Source organism: Streptococcus caballi DSM 19004 (genome assembly GCF_000379985.1).
Classification (GTDB): domain Bacteria; phylum Bacillota; class Bacilli; order Lactobacillales; family Streptococcaceae; genus Streptococcus; species Streptococcus caballi.
The window spans coordinates 62,966-79,180 of record NZ_KB904118.1; the positions used below are offsets into that span (position 1 = coordinate 62,966).

A 16,215-nucleotide genomic window follows, 5' to 3' on the forward strand; every position below is an offset into this window, starting at 1 on the left:
AGTTAAGAAAAACAGGTATTTTCCATAAAAACAATCAGTGCTGGTGTGGCTAGAACATTCAAGCCACCTGAGCCCATACTTTTAGCAGAATCCTTTTCCTCTGTTTGGTCATTTTTTGAATAGATAATCATCATGCTATCCTCCCTTTGCCCCCATTATAGCACAGTTTTCACTCCAGAATCATTATAAGAAAAGAGGCTACTATGACTCCCTACCACCATTTAGTTCACTATTACGAGACCGACCGCATGGGTATCAGCCACCATTCTAATTACATCCGCTGGATGGAAGAGGCGCGCGTGCATTTTTTGACGGAGCTTGGTTTTCCCTATGATAAGTTGGAAGAAGCTGGCGTCATTTCACCGGTGATTTCTGTCAATTGCCATTATTTAGCTACCTCGACTTTTGCGGATGACATCAGTATTATGGTGACTGTGGCTATGGTCAAGGCTGCGCGGCTAGTCTTGTCTTACCAGATGATTAATCAAGAGGGAAAACTAGTTTGTGAGGCTCAGTCAGAGCATAGCTTTTTAAGACAGGCTGGAGGCTTTGTCAATCTCAAGAAGGATTTTCCAGACTTTTACCAGAAACTCTTGGAGCTCAGTCAAGAGGAAGATTAAGATGGCAAGCTCATAAAAAGATTCAAAAATAGAACGTGTTAAAGCAATGGAAGCCATCTTGGATCAGCAACAAAAGCTACTAGGCAGGCTCAACCAAGCCCTAGCTGATTTTAAGGCTCAGCAAGCTGACTTTCATCGCTTAAACGATTATTAGGGCAGAGCCAGTCTTTCTTTGACGATATGGCTGAGGCGAACAAGGAAAAGTTAGCTAACATCAAATGTGGTCTCTTGTCAGAGGATGTGGTCTTTGAGGCTATCGGAGACCAGTTTGACTTGCCAGCCTATCTCTTTGAGATGGAGACAGATATGATTAAGAGACACTAAGGAGTGAAAAATGATTGTATTAACTTATTTAGATGCCTACAAGACACAAAGAGAGGTTTCCTATGACGATTTGGAGGCTTTTCGTTTGTCTTTAAGTGGTTGTGTGACCCTTCCTGATTCCTATCAGGTGCTGACTCTGACTTGCAATGGTAAGGATACAGGCTACAAGGGTCTCATCGGGGACTTGTATCGTGCCAGTTTTGCTATTAATTGGCAGAGCTTTGACGAAAAATGAATCGTAGGTTGCTAGTGCTAGGGGTGAAATATTAGATGAGGTTAGATAAGTTTTTAGTAGCTTGCGGAGTAGGTTCGCGCAGTCAAGTCAAGACTATGATCAAGAAAAAGCAGGTTACGGTCAATGGTAAATTAGAAATGTCTTCCAAGCTTCAGATCAATGAATATGAGGATAAAATCATTTGTCAGGGACGGGAATTGCTTTACGAAAAGTACCTTTATTACCTGCTTAATAAACCGCAGGGGGTCATTTCAGCGACGGAAGATAATCATCACAAGACAGTTTTGGACTTGTTGGATCAGGCAGCGCGTGACAAGGAGGTCTTTCCTGTGGGGCGTTTAGATATAGATACCCACGGCTTGCTCCTCCTAACCAATAATGGAGCCCTTGCGCACGCCATGTTATCGCCTAAAAAACACGTTAATAAAACCTATCGAGCCAATATAGCAGGGCTCATGACAGACCAAGATGTACAGCTTTTTGAAGAGGGCATCGCTTTAGAGGGCATTACCTGCCAGCCTGCTCAGCTAGTGATCCTAGAAAGGGATGAAGAAGCTGGAACTAGTCTGGTGCAAATCACCATCAAAGAGGGCAAGTTTCATCAGGTTAAGCGTATGGTAGCGGCTTGCGGTAAGAAGGTTTTGGACTTGCAGCGCCTGAGTATGGGACCGTTGATCTTGGATAAGGAGCTGGCGCTGGGACAGTGGCGTCGCCTGACCGAAAGTGAATTGGCCTCCTTACAAGTCTTTGATGTGGAGCTGTAAATTTATCAATTATCGGCTTCTCGTTTGCTTATTTGTGTCTTTCGTGTTAAGATAGTACTAATAAATTCAGTAGTAGAGGTGACTAAAGTGGCTTTTGGAGATAATGGTCCACGTAAAAAAACGGGCTTTGAAAAGTTAACATTGATTGTTGTTATCTTAATGGTTATCGTAACCTTGGGCGGCATTGTAATGTCTGCACTCGGTGCTATGATGTAAAAGACGCTGTCACAGCGTTTTTTTATGCTGTGAGCGCAGGAAAAATGAAGAAAGGAAAGCAAGGTCGTCCAGTATTCTTAGAAAGATGTGATAGTCTATCAGCTGGAAGAGTTGACAGACTTAGACTTTGCAATGAAAGAATGAGTATGTTTTTAGATACTGCCAAAATCAGCGTTAAAGCTGGTCGTGGTGGTGATGGTATGGTGGCTTTTCGCCGTGAAAAATATGTTCCCAATGGCGGTCCTTGGGGTGGCGACGGCGGAAAAGGTGGCTCTGTCATTTTTAAAGTGGATGAGGGCCTTCGCACCCTTATGGACTTTCGCTATAATCGCCGTTTCAAGGCTAAAAATGGTGAAAAAGGTATGACTAAGGGCATGCACGGCCGCGGTGCAGAGGACTTGATTGTGTCAATTCCACCTGGAACAACTGTTCGTGATGCGGATACTGGTAAGGTCATCACCGACTTGGTTGAAAATGGGCAAGAATTTGTCATAGCTCACGGTGGCCGTGGCGGTCGTGGCAATATCCGCTTTGCAACGCCACGCAACCCTGCTCCTGAAATCGCTGAAAATGGTGAACCAGGTGAAGAACGTGAACTGCAACTCGAATTGAAAATTCTGGCTGATGTGGGGTTGGTTGGTTTCCCATCTGTTGGTAAATCAACTCTGCTCAGCGTGGTCACAGCTGCCAAACCTAAAATCGGTGCCTATCACTTTACCACGATCGTGCCAAATTTAGGCATGGTTCGTACCAAGTCAGGTGATAGCTTTGCTATGGCTGACCTGCCAGGCTTGATCGAGGGAGCTAGCCAAGGCGTGGGGCTGGGAACACAATTCCTGCGCCACATTGAACGCACCCGTGTTATCCTCCATGTTATTGACATGTCAGCTAGCGAAGGACGTGATCCTTACGAGGATTATGTGGCCATTAACAATGAGTTGGAAACTTACAATCTCCGCCTCATGGAGCGTCCTCAAATCATCGTAGCCAATAAGATGGATATGCCTGATGCTGAGGAAAATCTCAAGATGTTTAAGGAAAAATTGGCTGCCGAGTATGACGAATTTGACGAGTTGCCACAGATTTTCCCAATCTCAAGCTTGGCACATCAAGGTTTGGAAAATCTCTTGGAAGCGACAGCTGAATTGCTGGATAAAACGGATGAATTCCTCCTTTACAGCGAAGACGACATGGAGCAAGATGAAGTTTACTATGGCTTCAACGAAGATGAACGTCCATTTGAGATCAGCCGTGATGATGATGCCGCTTGGGTATTGTCTGGTGAGAAACTGGAAAAACTCTTTATCATGACCAATATGGAGCGTGATGAATCTGTTATGAAATTTGCTCGCCAACTGCGTGGTATGGGTGTCGATGAAGCCCTTCGTGAACGTGGTGCCAAAGACGGTGACATTGTTCGCATTGGCAATTTTGAGTTTGAATTTGTGGATTAGGATACAAAGGCCGTTAAAGGAGCACAGCTAAAATAGGAGATTCAATGATGAAGCTTTAGCTTCTAGGAAATTCTATCTTTTTTGCACAGCTCCTATGCCGTGTTCTATTTGGCAACCTAGTTAGGTTATTTTCCTATCGTAAGTCTTCTAATAAGAAGTGGTGTGAGAAATCTAGCTGATAAGCTGTCTTAATTTATCTAACAATTCTAGTAAGTGGGGTATTTTTATGGGTGATAAACCGATATCTTTTAAGGACAAGGATGGTCATTTTGTCTCGGCAGCCGACGTCTGGAATCCTCAGAAATTAGAGGAACTCTTCACTCGCCTCAATCCCAATCGGAAGTTCCGTTTGGAGCGCGAGCGGTTGGCTAAAGAGCAGGCAAAAAATAATGGTAAGACCGTTCAACAAAAAAATACTTGAGTACAAAGAGCTGGGAGACCCCAGCTCTTTATTAGTCTTGTTTGTGTAATTGATTGCTAGCAAGTTTGTAGTGGTCTTGCGCGACTTCTGCCATAAAGGCACGGTCATGGGAGACGCTAATGATAGCGCCTGGAAAGTCTACCAGCAGCTGCCGTACCAGTGGTTGACTGGTTGGTGAGAAGTGGCGAGTCGGTTCGTCTAAAATGAGGACGTTGTTGCCGGCCAGAACCATCTTCGCCAAAAACAGTTTTGCCTTTTGTCCGCCAGACAAGTGGCTGACGCTGTGGAGAATTTCCTGCCGTGTGAATTGTAGACTGGCTAGGAGACTGCGTGCTTTTTCAGTCTTGGCAACCTCAGTGAGGAAATCTAGCGCGCTTTTGGTCTCATCCAGTAAATCCTCATAGTGCTGGGGCATGTAGCCCAAGGATAAATCTGGACGCTCACGAAGGTCATCTCGTATTTTGCGCAGTAGACGGGTCTTGCCAATACCATTTTGTCCCGTGATGACCAGCTTGTCCTGTCCCAAGATTTTCAAATCGACCGTCTGCCCAGTTTCCAAATGCACCTTTTCCCAGAAGAGCAGCCGTTTATTAGCAGGCAGCGGTTTGACCTCTGAGAAGAAGAGGTGAATAGCATCCATATCCTGCGGAATATCATGAAAGTTTTCCGCCTCCTTGGCATAGCGCTTTTCCTGCGACAGGACATTTTTCATTTTCTTGGCCAGTAGCCGACCTGCAACATCATTTTTGGTGTTGCGAAGTTGATGCTCCACACTTTGATGGATGCGGTGGTGCCGCGCCATCTTCTTGGCATATTCCTCACGTTCTTTTTGCGCTAGCTGCATCTGCTTACCAAAGGAATTCTTTCGCCAAGACTTGTAATCCTCATAGTTTCCTTGAAAATAGCTGGTGCGTGCTTGGCTACGTTTCTTGACCAGTTCAAGCTGTAAGATAGCCGTGGCAGTGTGACTGAGCAGCGCTTCATCATGGGAGATAAAAATGACAGTCTTATCGGTCTGCTGAATGAATCGCTCCAACCAGATCAGGCTATCTAAGTCAAGGTCACTGGAGGGCTCATCCAGAACTAGCAAGTCTGGATCGTAAGCCAACAATTTCAGGAGCTGAAGCTTTAATTTCTCACCACCAGAGAGCTGAGCTAGACAAATCTGGTCATTGTCCAAGTGCTGACTATCAAAACTCAACCGCTCTGCCATTTGATAAAAAAGGGCAAAGTCAAAACGTGTATAATCCATGTCATCGTAGAAGAAAACCGCTGGACTCTGTGCCAGTTGGCTGTTAGTCAAGTGCTGGGGGAGGTAACCAATCTGGGTAAAGGTGGAGTGAATCTGCCCAGTCATGGTCGCATAACTTTGTAGGCTGTTGGGGTCTAGCAGCGCCTTGATAAGGGTGGACTTGCCAGTGCCCTCTTCGCCAATAATAGCCAGTTTATCGCCGTCATTGACGACTAGACTTAGGTCGTCAATCAAGGTCGTTATATCCTTGAGGTGGGTGATGGTTAGGTGGTTAATCTGTAGCATAGTGGCCTCTCTTTCATGAAAAAAAATTCCCTACCTTTATGCAAGTAGGGAGTGAAAGTGAGAGCAGGGGTGAGTAGGCAAGTACCTAGTAACATACTAGCACACAAGACCTAAGATGAGGACAGCAGTCTTAAGAACCGCAGTCGTATTGGAAAAAGAGCTCACTAAAAAACTGTACTTGATAAAGGCTACCGCCGTCTTTCAGTTTATCTTTTATGAGGTGCTAACTCGTCTTGCCTAAACTAGTCATGCTTGCGGGTTCTTGCCTCCTACAAAAGCAAATTGAAAGACTATATCTGTCAGTTTTTTAGTTTTTCATGGCTCCGTTTCCTCCTTGATATTTCTATTTTCATTATAACAAAGCAGGGTTAGATGTCAAAGAAAAAGCAGTGCTTAAACACAAAGAGCTTCTTGCAAAACTGTAAAATGCTAGACGAGGGACCAACTGCATCCTTGCAAAAGTTGAATACTCCCATTATTAACGAAAATGCCAAATATTGAAAACGTTCCAACTCGGGATTTGAAAAGTGAATGTTAAAAACGCTGATGACCAGCGTTTTTTATGTATCAGTCTTCACCAATCTTTCCGATAAAGTAGATAGCAAACCAGATAGAGATGGTAAATAAGATGTTGAAGGCGAAATTCAGCCAATCCATGACGTTGGGGATTAGATTAGTACACATGACATTTGCAAGGACTGGGAAAATGGGAATAAAACGATACGCAAAAGATTACTCTGTTTTTTAGTCATTTTGAGACACCTAACTCTCTAATGGAATCTTAGAACGGTAATGATGGATAAGCTACTTTTCACCTATATTATAGCACCTTTGGAAAATTGTATAATTAAAAACCAAGCTCCCTTGCTGGAAACTTGGTTATCCATTATACGTTTAAGACCTTGTCTAGGAAGTCTTGGAGACGTGGGTGTTGTGGGTGGACGAAGATTTGCTCTGGTGTGCCATCTTCGATGAATTGGCCACCATCGGTGAAGATGACGCGGTTGGCCACCTGACGGGCAAAGCCCATTTCGTGGGTCACGATTAACATGGTCATACCTTGTTGTGCCAAGTCCTTCATAACGTTGAGAACGTCGCCGACCATTTCTGGGTCGAGGGCTGATGTTGGTTCGTCAAAGAGCATGATGTCAGGATTCATGGCTAATGAGCGAGCGATAGCTACACGTTGTTTTTGACCACCAGACAGGCTGTCTGGCTTGGCGTCAGCCTTGTCAGCTAAACCAACCTTTTCAAGCAGCTCCCTACCGACCTTTGCAGCTTCTTCTTTGGAATATTTTCCAAGCTCAACAGGAGCAAAGGTGATGTTTTCAAGAACCGTCATGTGTGGAAAGAGATTGAAGTGCTGGAAGACCATCCCGATATTTTCACGTGCTTTATCAAGGTCTGTTTTTGGATCTGACAATTCATAGCCGTCAACGATAACTCGTCCGCTAGTGATAGACTCTAGCAGGTTAAGGGTACGCAAGAAAGTTGATTTCCCAGAACCAGAAGGACCGATGATACAAACGACGTCCCCTTCATAGAATTTGGCGTCAATACCTTTGAGGACTTCATTTTGCCCGTAAGACTTGTGCAAATCTTGAACATCAATTTTTAAGTCTGCCATTATTTCATCTTCCTTTCTAAGCGTTTAGCAAATTTTGTCAAGATGGTAATCATCACCAAGTAGATAACCGCCAAGATAGCATACATGCGGAAGGATTGATAGTTACGGGCGATGATAATTTTACCGGTTTGGAAGAGTTCAATCAAACCGATAGCAGATACGATAGTTGTATCCTTAAGAGAGATGACAAATTGGTTGATAAAGTTTGGAAGCATGAGCTTAACAGCTTGTGGCAAGATGACCTTACGCATGGTCGTTCCGTAGGAAATCCCCAAGCTTCGGCTGGCTTCCATTTGTCCTGCTGGGACAGCCTCGATACCACCGCGGACAATTTCAGCGATGTAGGCACCAGCATTAAGGGAAAGGGCAATAACTGCGGCAACGAAGTCGTTGATTGGATTTTGATGACCTGTCATTGATTCGATGAGGTTTGGAATTCCCCAGAAGATGAAGGCCGCCACAATCATGAGTGGAATACCTCGGACAACGTCAACGAAGATTTGAGCGATGACACGAAGGATATGACTTGGGCTGACAGCCATCATACCAAAGATGATACCAACAACCATGGCAATGGCAAAGGAAATCAAAGTCAAGCTGAGTGTTGTACCAAGACCGCTGAGGAGTTGTTTGTAGTTGTTTGAAATCAAACCAACGATGGTTGTTTCGTCTGTTGTTTTATTGCTGCTAGAATCGCTTGATGTGGTTTTTTTACCAAGGTATTTAGTGACAATCTTGTCGTATTGACCAGATTTCTTGAGGGCAGCTAAGCCATTGTTGAACATTTGAATGAGCTCAGGATTGCTGCCTTTCTTAACCGCGAAGCCATATTCTCCAGAAGGTTCACCATCAATTGGTGTTTCAAAGTTACGGCCTTGTTTAATCGCATAGCGGAGAACGGCTTCGTCATCCATAAGAGCATCAATAGAGCCAGAGTTCAAACTATCATACATAGAAGAAGCTTCATCAAAGGCTTTCAAGGTAAAGCCATACTTGTTAGCATTCTTTTCTAAGAAGTTATAAGAAGCTGTTCCATTTTTGGCACCAACAGTAGCACCTTTAAGATCGCCATAAGCTTTGACAGAACTTCCTTTTTTAACAGCAAGCAAGATATTAGAAGTATAATACGAGTCTGAGAAATCAAAGATTTCTTTACGGGCATCTGTGATAGACATACCAGCCATAACGGCATCAGCTTGACCTGATTGAACGGCATTGAGGGCTGGATCAAAACCAGGGTTGGCTAGCTCAAGGGTGAAACCTTGTTGCTTAGCGATAGCCTTGATAAGATCAACGTCGATACCAACGTATTTGCCACCATCGTTTTGGTATTCAAATGGTGCAAATGATGAGTCCATAACAACTTTATAGCTTGATTTGACAGGAGTCGCCTTAGCAGATGCGTCACCTGTTGCTTTGGATTCAGTTTTGTCATCACCGAGCCACTTGTTCATGATGGTAGCGTAGGTACCATCTTTTTTCATTGCGGCCAATGCTTTGTTAAATTCAGGAACGAGGTATTCGTACTTGCTGCCTTTTTTGACAGAGAAACCAAAGCTTCCGACAGATTCACCTGCAATGTTGATCGCATAGGCTTTACCTTGGTTAATGGCGTATTGAACAACAGGTTGATCATCCATAGCTGCATCAACCGCACCAGAATCAAGGCTGTTGTTCATGAGATCACCCGTGTCAAATGTCTTAATGGAGTAGCCATATTTGTCCTTGTTCTTTTCAAGGAAGGTTTGAGCTGCTGTACCGTTTTTAACACCAACGGTTTTCCCTTTGAGTTGGCTGTATTTGGAAATCTTAGCATCACTAGGTGTGTAAACCACGATTTTAGTATCGTAGTAAGGGTCTGAGAAAGTTAGAACTTTTTTGCGTTCTTTGGTAATGGTTGTGCCTGCCATCAGTGCGTCAGCTTGCCCAGCTTGAACCGCATTGACCGCGGCGTCGAAACCAGGGTAGGTCATATTGACATCCCAACCAGCGCGTTTAGCGACCTCATTGATGATATCAACATCAATCCCTTTATATACTTGGTCAGAATCTTTAAATTCAAATGGCGCATATGCAGTATCCGAAACAATATCGATTGTATCGGCTGATGCTTTAACGCCAAATACAAAGATTACTGATAACATTACTAGCATAAGAGCTTTAAGTCTGTTCTTCATGTAAGTCTCCTTTACAAATAATCAGTTAAAATTATAACAAAAAACAGCAAATTAAGCAAATATTAAGAATTTCTATGTAAGAAAACATAACATTGTGACGACTATAAGCTGATTGAGCCAATAAAAGAATTGTGGTATAATTGTATTATTACGAAGTTACAAGGAGAATGTAAAAATTTTAAAGAAACGAATGTTAGAAAATCATACCCATCGCTATGAGTCCTTGCCAGCGTGGCTTACCATTTTAATCGTCTGTAGTATGGTTGTCTTATTTTTCCTTTTTGGGCAACTTGTGGGAGGAGCAACGCTTGGTTTGTTGCTGATGCCGATGGTACTTCTCAAACCTGAGATGGCTAGTACTTTATTCGGCTCAATTTATTTTCAGCTAGGATTGTTTAGTTTTGTGGCATTAAGTCAATTTGCTTGGGTTAAATGGTATGAAAAACGCTCAATTACCAGTTTAGGTTTTTTTAAGCAAGGTTGGTTTTTGGAAATCCTCAAAGGTTGGGGTGTGGGTATGGGAATTTTCACCTTTGCTTTTACCTTGACCTATCTATTTGGTGGGGTGAGGTTACAAAACGTGGACTTTTCGTGGTCAGCAGTTGTCTATGTTTTATCAATTATCCCGTTTTGGTTTGTTCAAGGCGGTACAGAAGAGTTATTAACCCGCGGTTGGCTCTTGCCAATAATCAACAAGCGGAGTAATCTAGCGGTAGCGATTGGGATTTCGAGCAGTTTATTTGGCCTCATGCATTTGTTAAATTCTCACGTCACAGTCTTTTCAATCATGGGAATTATTTTATCAGGTGTCTTCATGGCACTTTATATGTTAAAGACAGATAACCTCTGGGGTGTAGCGGGCCTTCACGGGGCTTGGAATTTCACGCAAGGTAACGTCTTTGGTGTAGCAGTTAGTGGGACAGGTGCAGGGAAGTCACTCTTCCATTTTGTCAATAAAGCTGGCGCAGCAGACTGGGTTTCGGGTGGCCGATTCGGGACGGAAGGTAGTTTGCTGACGAGTTTGGTCTTGCTTGTTGCTAGCATCATCCTAGCTCTGCTATTATACAAAGAAAAAGAAGTTGTAAAAGATTGAGTCTTAAAACTCAGTCTTTTTTGATGATATGATAAAATAGTAGAAACGAGGTAAACCATGATAGATAGAAAAAATAATAATCATTTCAAATTAGTTTCTAAATACCAACCTTCAGGAGATCAACCCCAAGCCATTGAAGCTTTGGTGGACAATATCGAAGGAGGCGAAAAGGCACAGATTCTCAAAGGAGCGACAGGTACAGGAAAAACCTATACCATGAGTCAGGTTATTGCGCGTGTCAATAAACCGACCTTGGTCATTGCCCACAACAAGACCTTGGCTGGTCAGCTTTATGGGGAATTTAAGGAATTTTTCCCAGACAATGCGGTGGAATATTTCGTCTCTTACTATGATTACTACCAGCCTGAAGCCTATGTGCCTTCTAGTGATACCTATATCGAAAAAGACAGCTCCGTCAATGATGAGATTGATAAACTCCGTCACTCAGCGACTTCTGCTCTGCTGGAGCGTAACGATGTTATTGTTGTCGCATCTGTTTCTTGTATTTATGGTTTAGGTTCACCTAAGGAATACGCCGACAGCGTTGTTAGCTTGCGCCCTGGTCAGGAAATTTCTCGCGACCAGCTTTTAAATGACTTGGTAGACATTCAGTTTGAGCGCAATGATATTGACTTCCAGCGTGGGCGTTTTCGTGTACGTGGCGATGTAGTGGAAATTTTCCCAGCTTCTCGTGATGAGCATGCCTTTCGTGTGGAATTTTTCGGTGATGAGATTGACCGTATTCGAGAAATCGAAAGCTTGACTGGACGTGTTCTCGGTGAAGTGGATCATTTGGCTATTTTCCCAGCCACCCACTTTATGACCAACGAGGAGCATATGGAGGAAGCTATTTCTAATATTCTCGAAGAGATGGAAAAGCAGGTCAAACTTTTTGAAGCAGAAGGCAAACTGATAGAAGCGCAGCGCATTCGCCAAAGGACGGAGTATGATGTGGAGATGCTGCGCGAGATGGGCTACACCAGTGGTGTTGAAAATTACTCGCGTCATATGGATGGACGAGCAAAGGGAGAGCCACCATACACTCTTCTGGACTTTTTCCCAGAAGACTTTCTCATCATGATTGATGAAAGCCATATGACTATGGGGCAGATTAAGGGCATGTACAATGGAGACCGCTCACGTAAGGAAATGCTAGTAAATTATGGTTTCCGCCTTCCAAGTGCTCTGGATAACCGTCCCTTGCGCCGAGAAGAATTTGAAAGTCATGTGCATCAGATTGTCTATGTTTCTGCAACGCCTGGTGATTATGAAATGGAGCAGACTGATACCGTTATCGAGCAGATTATTCGCCCGACAGGTCTCTTGGATCCCGAAGTGGAAGTCCGTCCGACTATGGGGCAAATGGACGATCTCTTGGGTGAAATCAATAGCCGCGCTGAAAAGGGTGAGCGTGTCTTTGTCACTACGTTAACCAAGAAAATGGCAGAAGATTTGACCGACTACCTCAAAGAAATGGGGGTTAAGGTTAAGTATATGCATTCGGATATCAAGACTTTGGAGCGTACCGAGATTATCCGCGATTTGCGTTTGGGTGTCTTTGATGTTCTTATCGGAATTAATTTGTTGCGCGAAGGAATTGACGTTCCAGAGGTCAGCTTGGTGGCTATCCTTGATGCAGATAAGGAAGGTTTCCTCCGTAACGAACGTGGTCTTATCCAGACTATTGGGCGTGCCGCGCGAAATAGTAACGGGCATGTTATCATGTACGCTGATAAGATTACCGAGTCTATGCAGAAGGCTATGGATGAAACAGCACGTCGGCGGAGCCTGCAAATGGCTTACAATGAGAAACACGGTATTGTTCCACAAACCATTAAAAAAGAAATCCGAGATCTTATTGCGATTACTAAGTCAAATGATACCGATGTAGCAGAAGACGCTGTTGATTATAGTGCTATGACCAAGAAAGAGCGCCAAGAAGCCATCAAGAAGTTGCAAAAACAAATGCAAGAAGCCGCCGAACTGCTTGATTTTGAACTGGCTGCCCAAATTAGGGATATGGTGATTGAACTAAAGGCCATGGATTAGAGGGAGAGAATGCATGCTTACATTAGTGAATGATAGAGAGGACTATTTGAAATTGTCACACTATATTGATGGTAACGATGAAGTTGTGAGACAAAAGGCAAGGGATTTATACAATGCATCAGAAGATGACATTGATTTTATACGCAATGCTTTTCATTTTGTTAGAGATGAAATTAAGCACTCTTGGGATGTTAAGGATAAACGTGTGACTGTTACAGCTTCACAAACGCTTAAAGAAGGCGTTGGAATTTGCTATGCCAAATCAAATCTTCTAGCAGCTCTTTTGCGACTTGAAGGTATTCCAGCAGGTATTTGCTACCAACGTTTGACGCTGGGAGATACTCCAGACAGCGGTTATTGCATTCACGCTTTAAACGCCGTTTATCTCAAGACTCTTGATAAATGGATTCGTTTGGATGCTAGAGGTAATAAAGAAACGGTTCATGCGGAGTTTTCTTTGGACCAAGAAATGTTAGCTTTCCAGATTAGACCAGAGTATAATGAAATAGATTATAGTGAAGTTTATGCAGAACCCATTAAAGAAACCATGCAAGTGTTAGAAAACAGTGATGATGCCATTTTCATGTATCTCAATAATCTACCAGAAAGAATTTAATTGAAGAGAAGATAGACAAATCAAGAATGAACATTCACATCCACTGGTAATATCCTATGGGAAAGATTCATAATTATAGCAACACTATGTAAAGGAGTGACTGTCAATTCTAAATAATGATAAAAAGTTTTGTTAAAAAATAGAATTAGCCTGGGCTGGCTAGTGTTGTTTGGACTGATGGTTAATCTGAGCTGATCTCATGATTTATTCAGCAAATATTTTAGTGAGAAAGTCATAATTATTGCAGGCAGTCTCTTGAATCTTCTAGGATTAGTAGTGGTCGTCTATGCATATCGGAATTAAAATAAAGGAAATAGTTCTCTACGGGAAATGCTTTTAGTATGAGCTTGTCAAAGGGGCTTATTGTCAACTATAGTGGGTGATGTATAACTAAAGGATAGTGAGAGTCAGGTCTATCCAAGGGCTTACTTAAAACAAGTAAAATAAGGAGAATTCTACTAGAAAAGCCGCTTTCTATGGTGGCTTTTTGTTATAATGAAACTATTATCAAATATAGAAAGGATGAGCGAAACAATGTACGCTATCATTGCTACTTTAGATGAAACTACCAATCAGAAAATAAGAAACTTGTGGCAAGAATTGAAAGATATGTCTTTGTCTGATTATGCTTACCAAGTCAGGGACAGGGAGCCACATATTACTCTAGCAGATTTTGAGACGATTGCTGTTGAAGAAGTGCTAGAAAGTTTGGATGATAAACTCAATTTAACCTTACCTTTGGAGCTTTCTTTTCAAGCTATCGGCTCTTTTTTGGGAAGTTCTATTGTTTTTCTGGGTCCAACAAAGACACCAGGATTAGCTAAGCTGCATAAGCACATTCATGATTTGCTGGGGCAATTGGTCGCAGTTGATTCACAATATGTTCCTGAAGTCTGGATTCCACATTTGACCCTTGCCAATCGTATTGATGAAGATAAGCTGACTCAAGTTTACGCTCATTGCTTGAACAATTTAGAAATGACAAGAGGAAAGATTACTGCTATAAAGGTGATTGCTACTGATGAACAGGGCCAAGTCAAGGAAGTCTGTCAGTTCACGAGTTAGTCATCTTAACTGCTCTGCTATTTTCATAATGGTAGAGTGTTTTTTATGCGTACCATTCTTCTTCGTATCCTCTATAGTTTATGTTATAATAACTAAAAGTGTCTAGGAGGTCGTCATGTCACCACTTTATCAACAATTAGCTTTTTTTAATGAACTTGAGAAACTCAAGATGGTCACTCGACGGAATCAGACCTTAGATGGGCGTTTTGAGAATTCTGCAGAGCATTCTTGGCAACTAGCTCTTATGGCACCTGTCTTGCGCCAGCATTTTCCAGAGGAAGTAGATCTTGAAAAGGTTATGACCATGCTTTTGCTGCATGAAATCGGAGAAATCGGTGCAGGTGATACATGGGTTTACGATGAGGTTGGCAAGTTGACTTCCTTTGAACGTGAGTGGGAGTCTGTCAAGAAAACGTTGGCTCTTCTCCCTCCTGATCAGGCTGATAGCTACCGAGAACTCTGGCTTGAATTTGAGTCCAAGGCGGACACACCTGAAGCGCGTTATGCTCGTTGTCTGGATGCTCTAGCACCACTGATGAATCACCTACTTATTGCTCCTGAAAATGAAAATCCAGCTAGCTTGACCAAGTCACAGGTTTTGGCCAAGAAGGCCTTTATCAAGGAAGAATCGGCAGAACTTTGGGAACTTGTTTTGGATTTGATAGACCAAAGTGTCGAAAAAGGGCTTTACTTGGATAAGTAGGGTATATGAAATGTTTGGAAGAGAAAATGAAAAATAATATAAGATTAATTACCCTTTGTGGTAGTATGAAATTTCAGAAAGAGATGCAAGAAATCTCTGGAAAATTGGAATTAGAACATCATTGCATAGTCATCCAATGTGCTTACTTTGAAAAAGAAAGTGATTTATTAGCAGAAGATATTGCACGTCTAGGGGAAATACATTATCAAAAGATAGCAATGAGCGATGCTATTTATGTTATGAACGTTGGAGGCTATATTGGGAAAGCACAAGACGTGAGATAGCTTATGCAGTTTCATTGGGCAAGGAAATATTCTCATTGGAACCTCTATCATAGTGTACTCATTCTTAGAAGAATGAGATGATAGTTCTGTTATTTGCTAAGTGAGCGTTAGATTTGCTTAGTTAGTTAAATAAAGCTAGTCGCATTGATGTGCTAATTCTAAAATCATGTTAATGACTTATGCTACTGACTGATTAGGTTAGGGAAGAGCTACCATTTCACACTAAAAAATAATACAGAATAAGGAGATTTGAAAGTGGCAAGAAGTCAAAAAGTTATTTTAACCAATATGTGCTTAATTGAAGATGATAAGAATCAAATTGTCATGCAAATCCGTGATCCCAAGCGTTATGCTTGGTCAGGAGCGGCTCTTCCTGGCGGTCACATTGAAGAAAAGGAATCCCTTCACCAAGCGGTTGTTCGCGAAGTCTATGAAGAGACGGGCTTGACCATCAGAAATCCTAAGCTAGTGGGCATGAAGCACTGGCATACCAAGGAAGGTATTCGCTATCTGGTCTTTCTTTACCGTACAGCTGACTTTTCAGGGCAGCTACGTTCATCAGATGAAGGAGAGGTTAAGTGGGTCAAGCGGAGTGAGCTTGCTAAGGTGGGTTTGGCTTATGACATGCTCAATCTGTTGCGTATCTTTGACGAGGACGATCTGTCAGAGCTCTTCTATGCGGAGCGTTTAGAGGATGATTTCATCCGCGAGTTTTGGTAATTGCTAGCGTCTTGCGGTGATAACCGTGAGGTATTTTTATTATGGCTTCCAGCCAGTTTTTCTCGTAGAGAAAAATGAAAAAACCACCAGCTAAGCTGGTGGCTGACAAGGCTTCTAGCTTCCATTTATTTTTCCATGTATAATCTAATTGTTCAGGTTAGATAAAGGAGGAAAAATAAATGGCTAAAACCAATTATAGTTTATCACACACCAAATGGATGTGCAAATATCACATTGTTTTCACACCAAAGTATCGACGCAAATCCATTTACTACAAAATTAGACAGGACTTAATCGAAATTTTCCGTCA

At 42.5% G+C, this 16,215-nt stretch carries 19 protein-coding genes; 15 read left to right on the top strand and 4 right to left on the bottom strand.

Going from position 1 to position 16,215, the window contains the following annotated elements:
* Positions 1-2 precede the first annotated feature (2 nt).
* Positions 3-134 (bottom strand): hypothetical protein, encoded by a 132-nt coding sequence (locus A3GS_RS13200; RefSeq protein ID WP_018365251.1) that lies wholly within the window; start codon positions 132-134, stop codon positions 3-5.
* Positions 135-203: 69 nt separating this feature from the next.
* On the opposite strand from A3GS_RS13200, the gene A3GS_RS0109975 reads away from it, so the two are divergent.
* The 7 genes from A3GS_RS0109975 (at position 204) to A3GS_RS11870 (ending at position 4,034) form a co-directional block, all read left to right on the top strand.
* Positions 204-620: an acyl-CoA thioesterase gene (locus A3GS_RS0109975; protein WP_018365252.1), complete on the top strand. Its 417-nt coding sequence runs from the start codon at positions 204-206 to the stop codon at positions 618-620.
* A 180-nt stretch (positions 621-800) separates the two neighbouring features.
* Positions 801-944, top strand: coding sequence for a hypothetical protein (locus A3GS_RS12805; protein WP_018365254.1), 144 nt, complete (start codon positions 801-803; stop codon positions 942-944).
* A 10-nt stretch (positions 945-954) separates the two neighbouring features.
* Positions 955-1,179 (top strand): DUF4649 family protein, encoded by a 225-nt coding sequence (locus A3GS_RS0109990; RefSeq protein ID WP_018365255.1) that lies wholly within the window; start codon positions 955-957, stop codon positions 1,177-1,179.
* A 35-nt stretch (positions 1,180-1,214) separates the two neighbouring features.
* Complete coding sequence (locus tag A3GS_RS0109995) at positions 1,215-1,943, top strand: pseudouridine synthase (RefSeq protein WP_018365256.1); 729 nt, start codon at positions 1,215-1,217, stop codon at positions 1,941-1,943.
* Between the two features lie 87 nt (positions 1,944-2,030).
* Positions 2,031-2,159: a DUF4044 domain-containing protein gene (locus A3GS_RS12525; RefSeq protein ID WP_018365257.1), complete on the top strand. Its 129-nt coding sequence runs from the start codon at positions 2,031-2,033 to the stop codon at positions 2,157-2,159.
* A 140-nt stretch (positions 2,160-2,299) separates the two neighbouring features.
* Positions 2,300-3,613 (top strand): GTPase ObgE, encoded by a 1,314-nt coding sequence (gene obgE / locus A3GS_RS0110005; RefSeq protein ID WP_026216370.1) that lies wholly within the window; start codon positions 2,300-2,302, stop codon positions 3,611-3,613.
* A gap of 226 nt (positions 3,614-3,839) precedes the next feature.
* Positions 3,840-4,034, top strand: a complete 195-nt coding sequence (locus A3GS_RS11870; protein WP_018365259.1) for a hypothetical protein — start codon at positions 3,840-3,842, stop codon at positions 4,032-4,034.
* Positions 4,035-4,065: 31 nt separating this feature from the next.
* Here A3GS_RS11870 and A3GS_RS0110015 read toward each other — a convergent pair whose 3' ends face one another.
* From A3GS_RS0110015 to A3GS_RS0110025, 3 genes are all read right to left on the bottom strand, one after another.
* Positions 4,066-5,571, bottom strand: a complete 1,506-nt coding sequence (locus A3GS_RS0110015) for an ATP-binding cassette domain-containing protein (RefSeq protein ID WP_018365260.1) — start codon at positions 5,569-5,571, stop codon at positions 4,066-4,068.
* Between the two features lie 886 nt (positions 5,572-6,457).
* Positions 6,458-7,198: an amino acid ABC transporter ATP-binding protein gene (locus A3GS_RS0110020; RefSeq protein ID WP_018365261.1), complete on the bottom strand. Its 741-nt coding sequence runs from the start codon at positions 7,196-7,198 to the stop codon at positions 6,458-6,460.
* Complete coding sequence (locus A3GS_RS0110025; protein WP_018365262.1) at positions 7,198-9,375, bottom strand: ABC transporter substrate-binding protein/permease; 2,178 nt, start codon at positions 9,373-9,375, stop codon at positions 7,198-7,200. The genes A3GS_RS0110020 and A3GS_RS0110025 overlap by 1 nt, the downstream gene beginning before the upstream one ends.
* Before the next feature lie 175 nt (positions 9,376-9,550).
* Here A3GS_RS0110025 and A3GS_RS0110030 point away from each other — a divergent pair, with 175 nt between their 5' ends.
* The 8 genes from A3GS_RS0110030 to A3GS_RS12535 form a co-directional block, all read left to right on the top strand.
* The gene (locus A3GS_RS0110030) at positions 9,551-10,468 is read left to right on the top strand and encodes a CPBP family intramembrane glutamic endopeptidase (protein ID WP_026216371.1); all 918 of its coding nucleotides are present in this window, start codon (positions 9,551-9,553) and stop codon (positions 10,466-10,468) included.
* A gap of 57 nt (positions 10,469-10,525) precedes the next feature.
* Positions 10,526-12,517, top strand: a complete 1,992-nt coding sequence (gene uvrB, locus A3GS_RS0110035) for an excinuclease ABC subunit UvrB (protein ID WP_018365264.1) — start codon at positions 10,526-10,528, stop codon at positions 12,515-12,517.
* A gap of 13 nt (positions 12,518-12,530) precedes the next feature.
* Positions 12,531-13,133, top strand: coding sequence for a transglutaminase-like domain-containing protein (locus tag A3GS_RS0110040; protein ID WP_018365265.1), 603 nt, complete (start codon positions 12,531-12,533; stop codon positions 13,131-13,133).
* 522 nt (positions 13,134-13,655) lie between these two features.
* Complete coding sequence (locus A3GS_RS0110045; protein ID WP_169333421.1) at positions 13,656-14,198, top strand: 2'-5' RNA ligase family protein; 543 nt, start codon at positions 13,656-13,658, stop codon at positions 14,196-14,198.
* A gap of 115 nt (positions 14,199-14,313) precedes the next feature.
* Positions 14,314-14,901 carry an HD domain-containing protein gene (locus A3GS_RS0110050; protein WP_018365267.1) on the top strand — a complete coding sequence of 196 codons (588 nt, stop codon included), beginning with the start codon at positions 14,314-14,316 and terminating at the stop codon, positions 14,899-14,901.
* A gap of 5 nt (positions 14,902-14,906) precedes the next feature.
* The gene (locus tag A3GS_RS11875) at positions 14,907-15,185 is read left to right on the top strand and encodes a hypothetical protein (protein ID WP_205617710.1); all 279 of its coding nucleotides are present in this window, start codon (positions 14,907-14,909) and stop codon (positions 15,183-15,185) included.
* A 288-nt stretch (positions 15,186-15,473) separates the two neighbouring features.
* Entirely contained in the window at positions 15,474-15,905 is a 432-nt protein-coding gene (locus A3GS_RS0110060) for an 8-oxo-dGTP diphosphatase (RefSeq protein ID WP_420805171.1), read from the top strand.
* Between the two features lie 179 nt (positions 15,906-16,084).
* On the top strand, positions 16,085-16,215 hold a 131-nt coding region (locus tag A3GS_RS12535; protein ID WP_018365270.1), incomplete at its 3' end, for a transposase.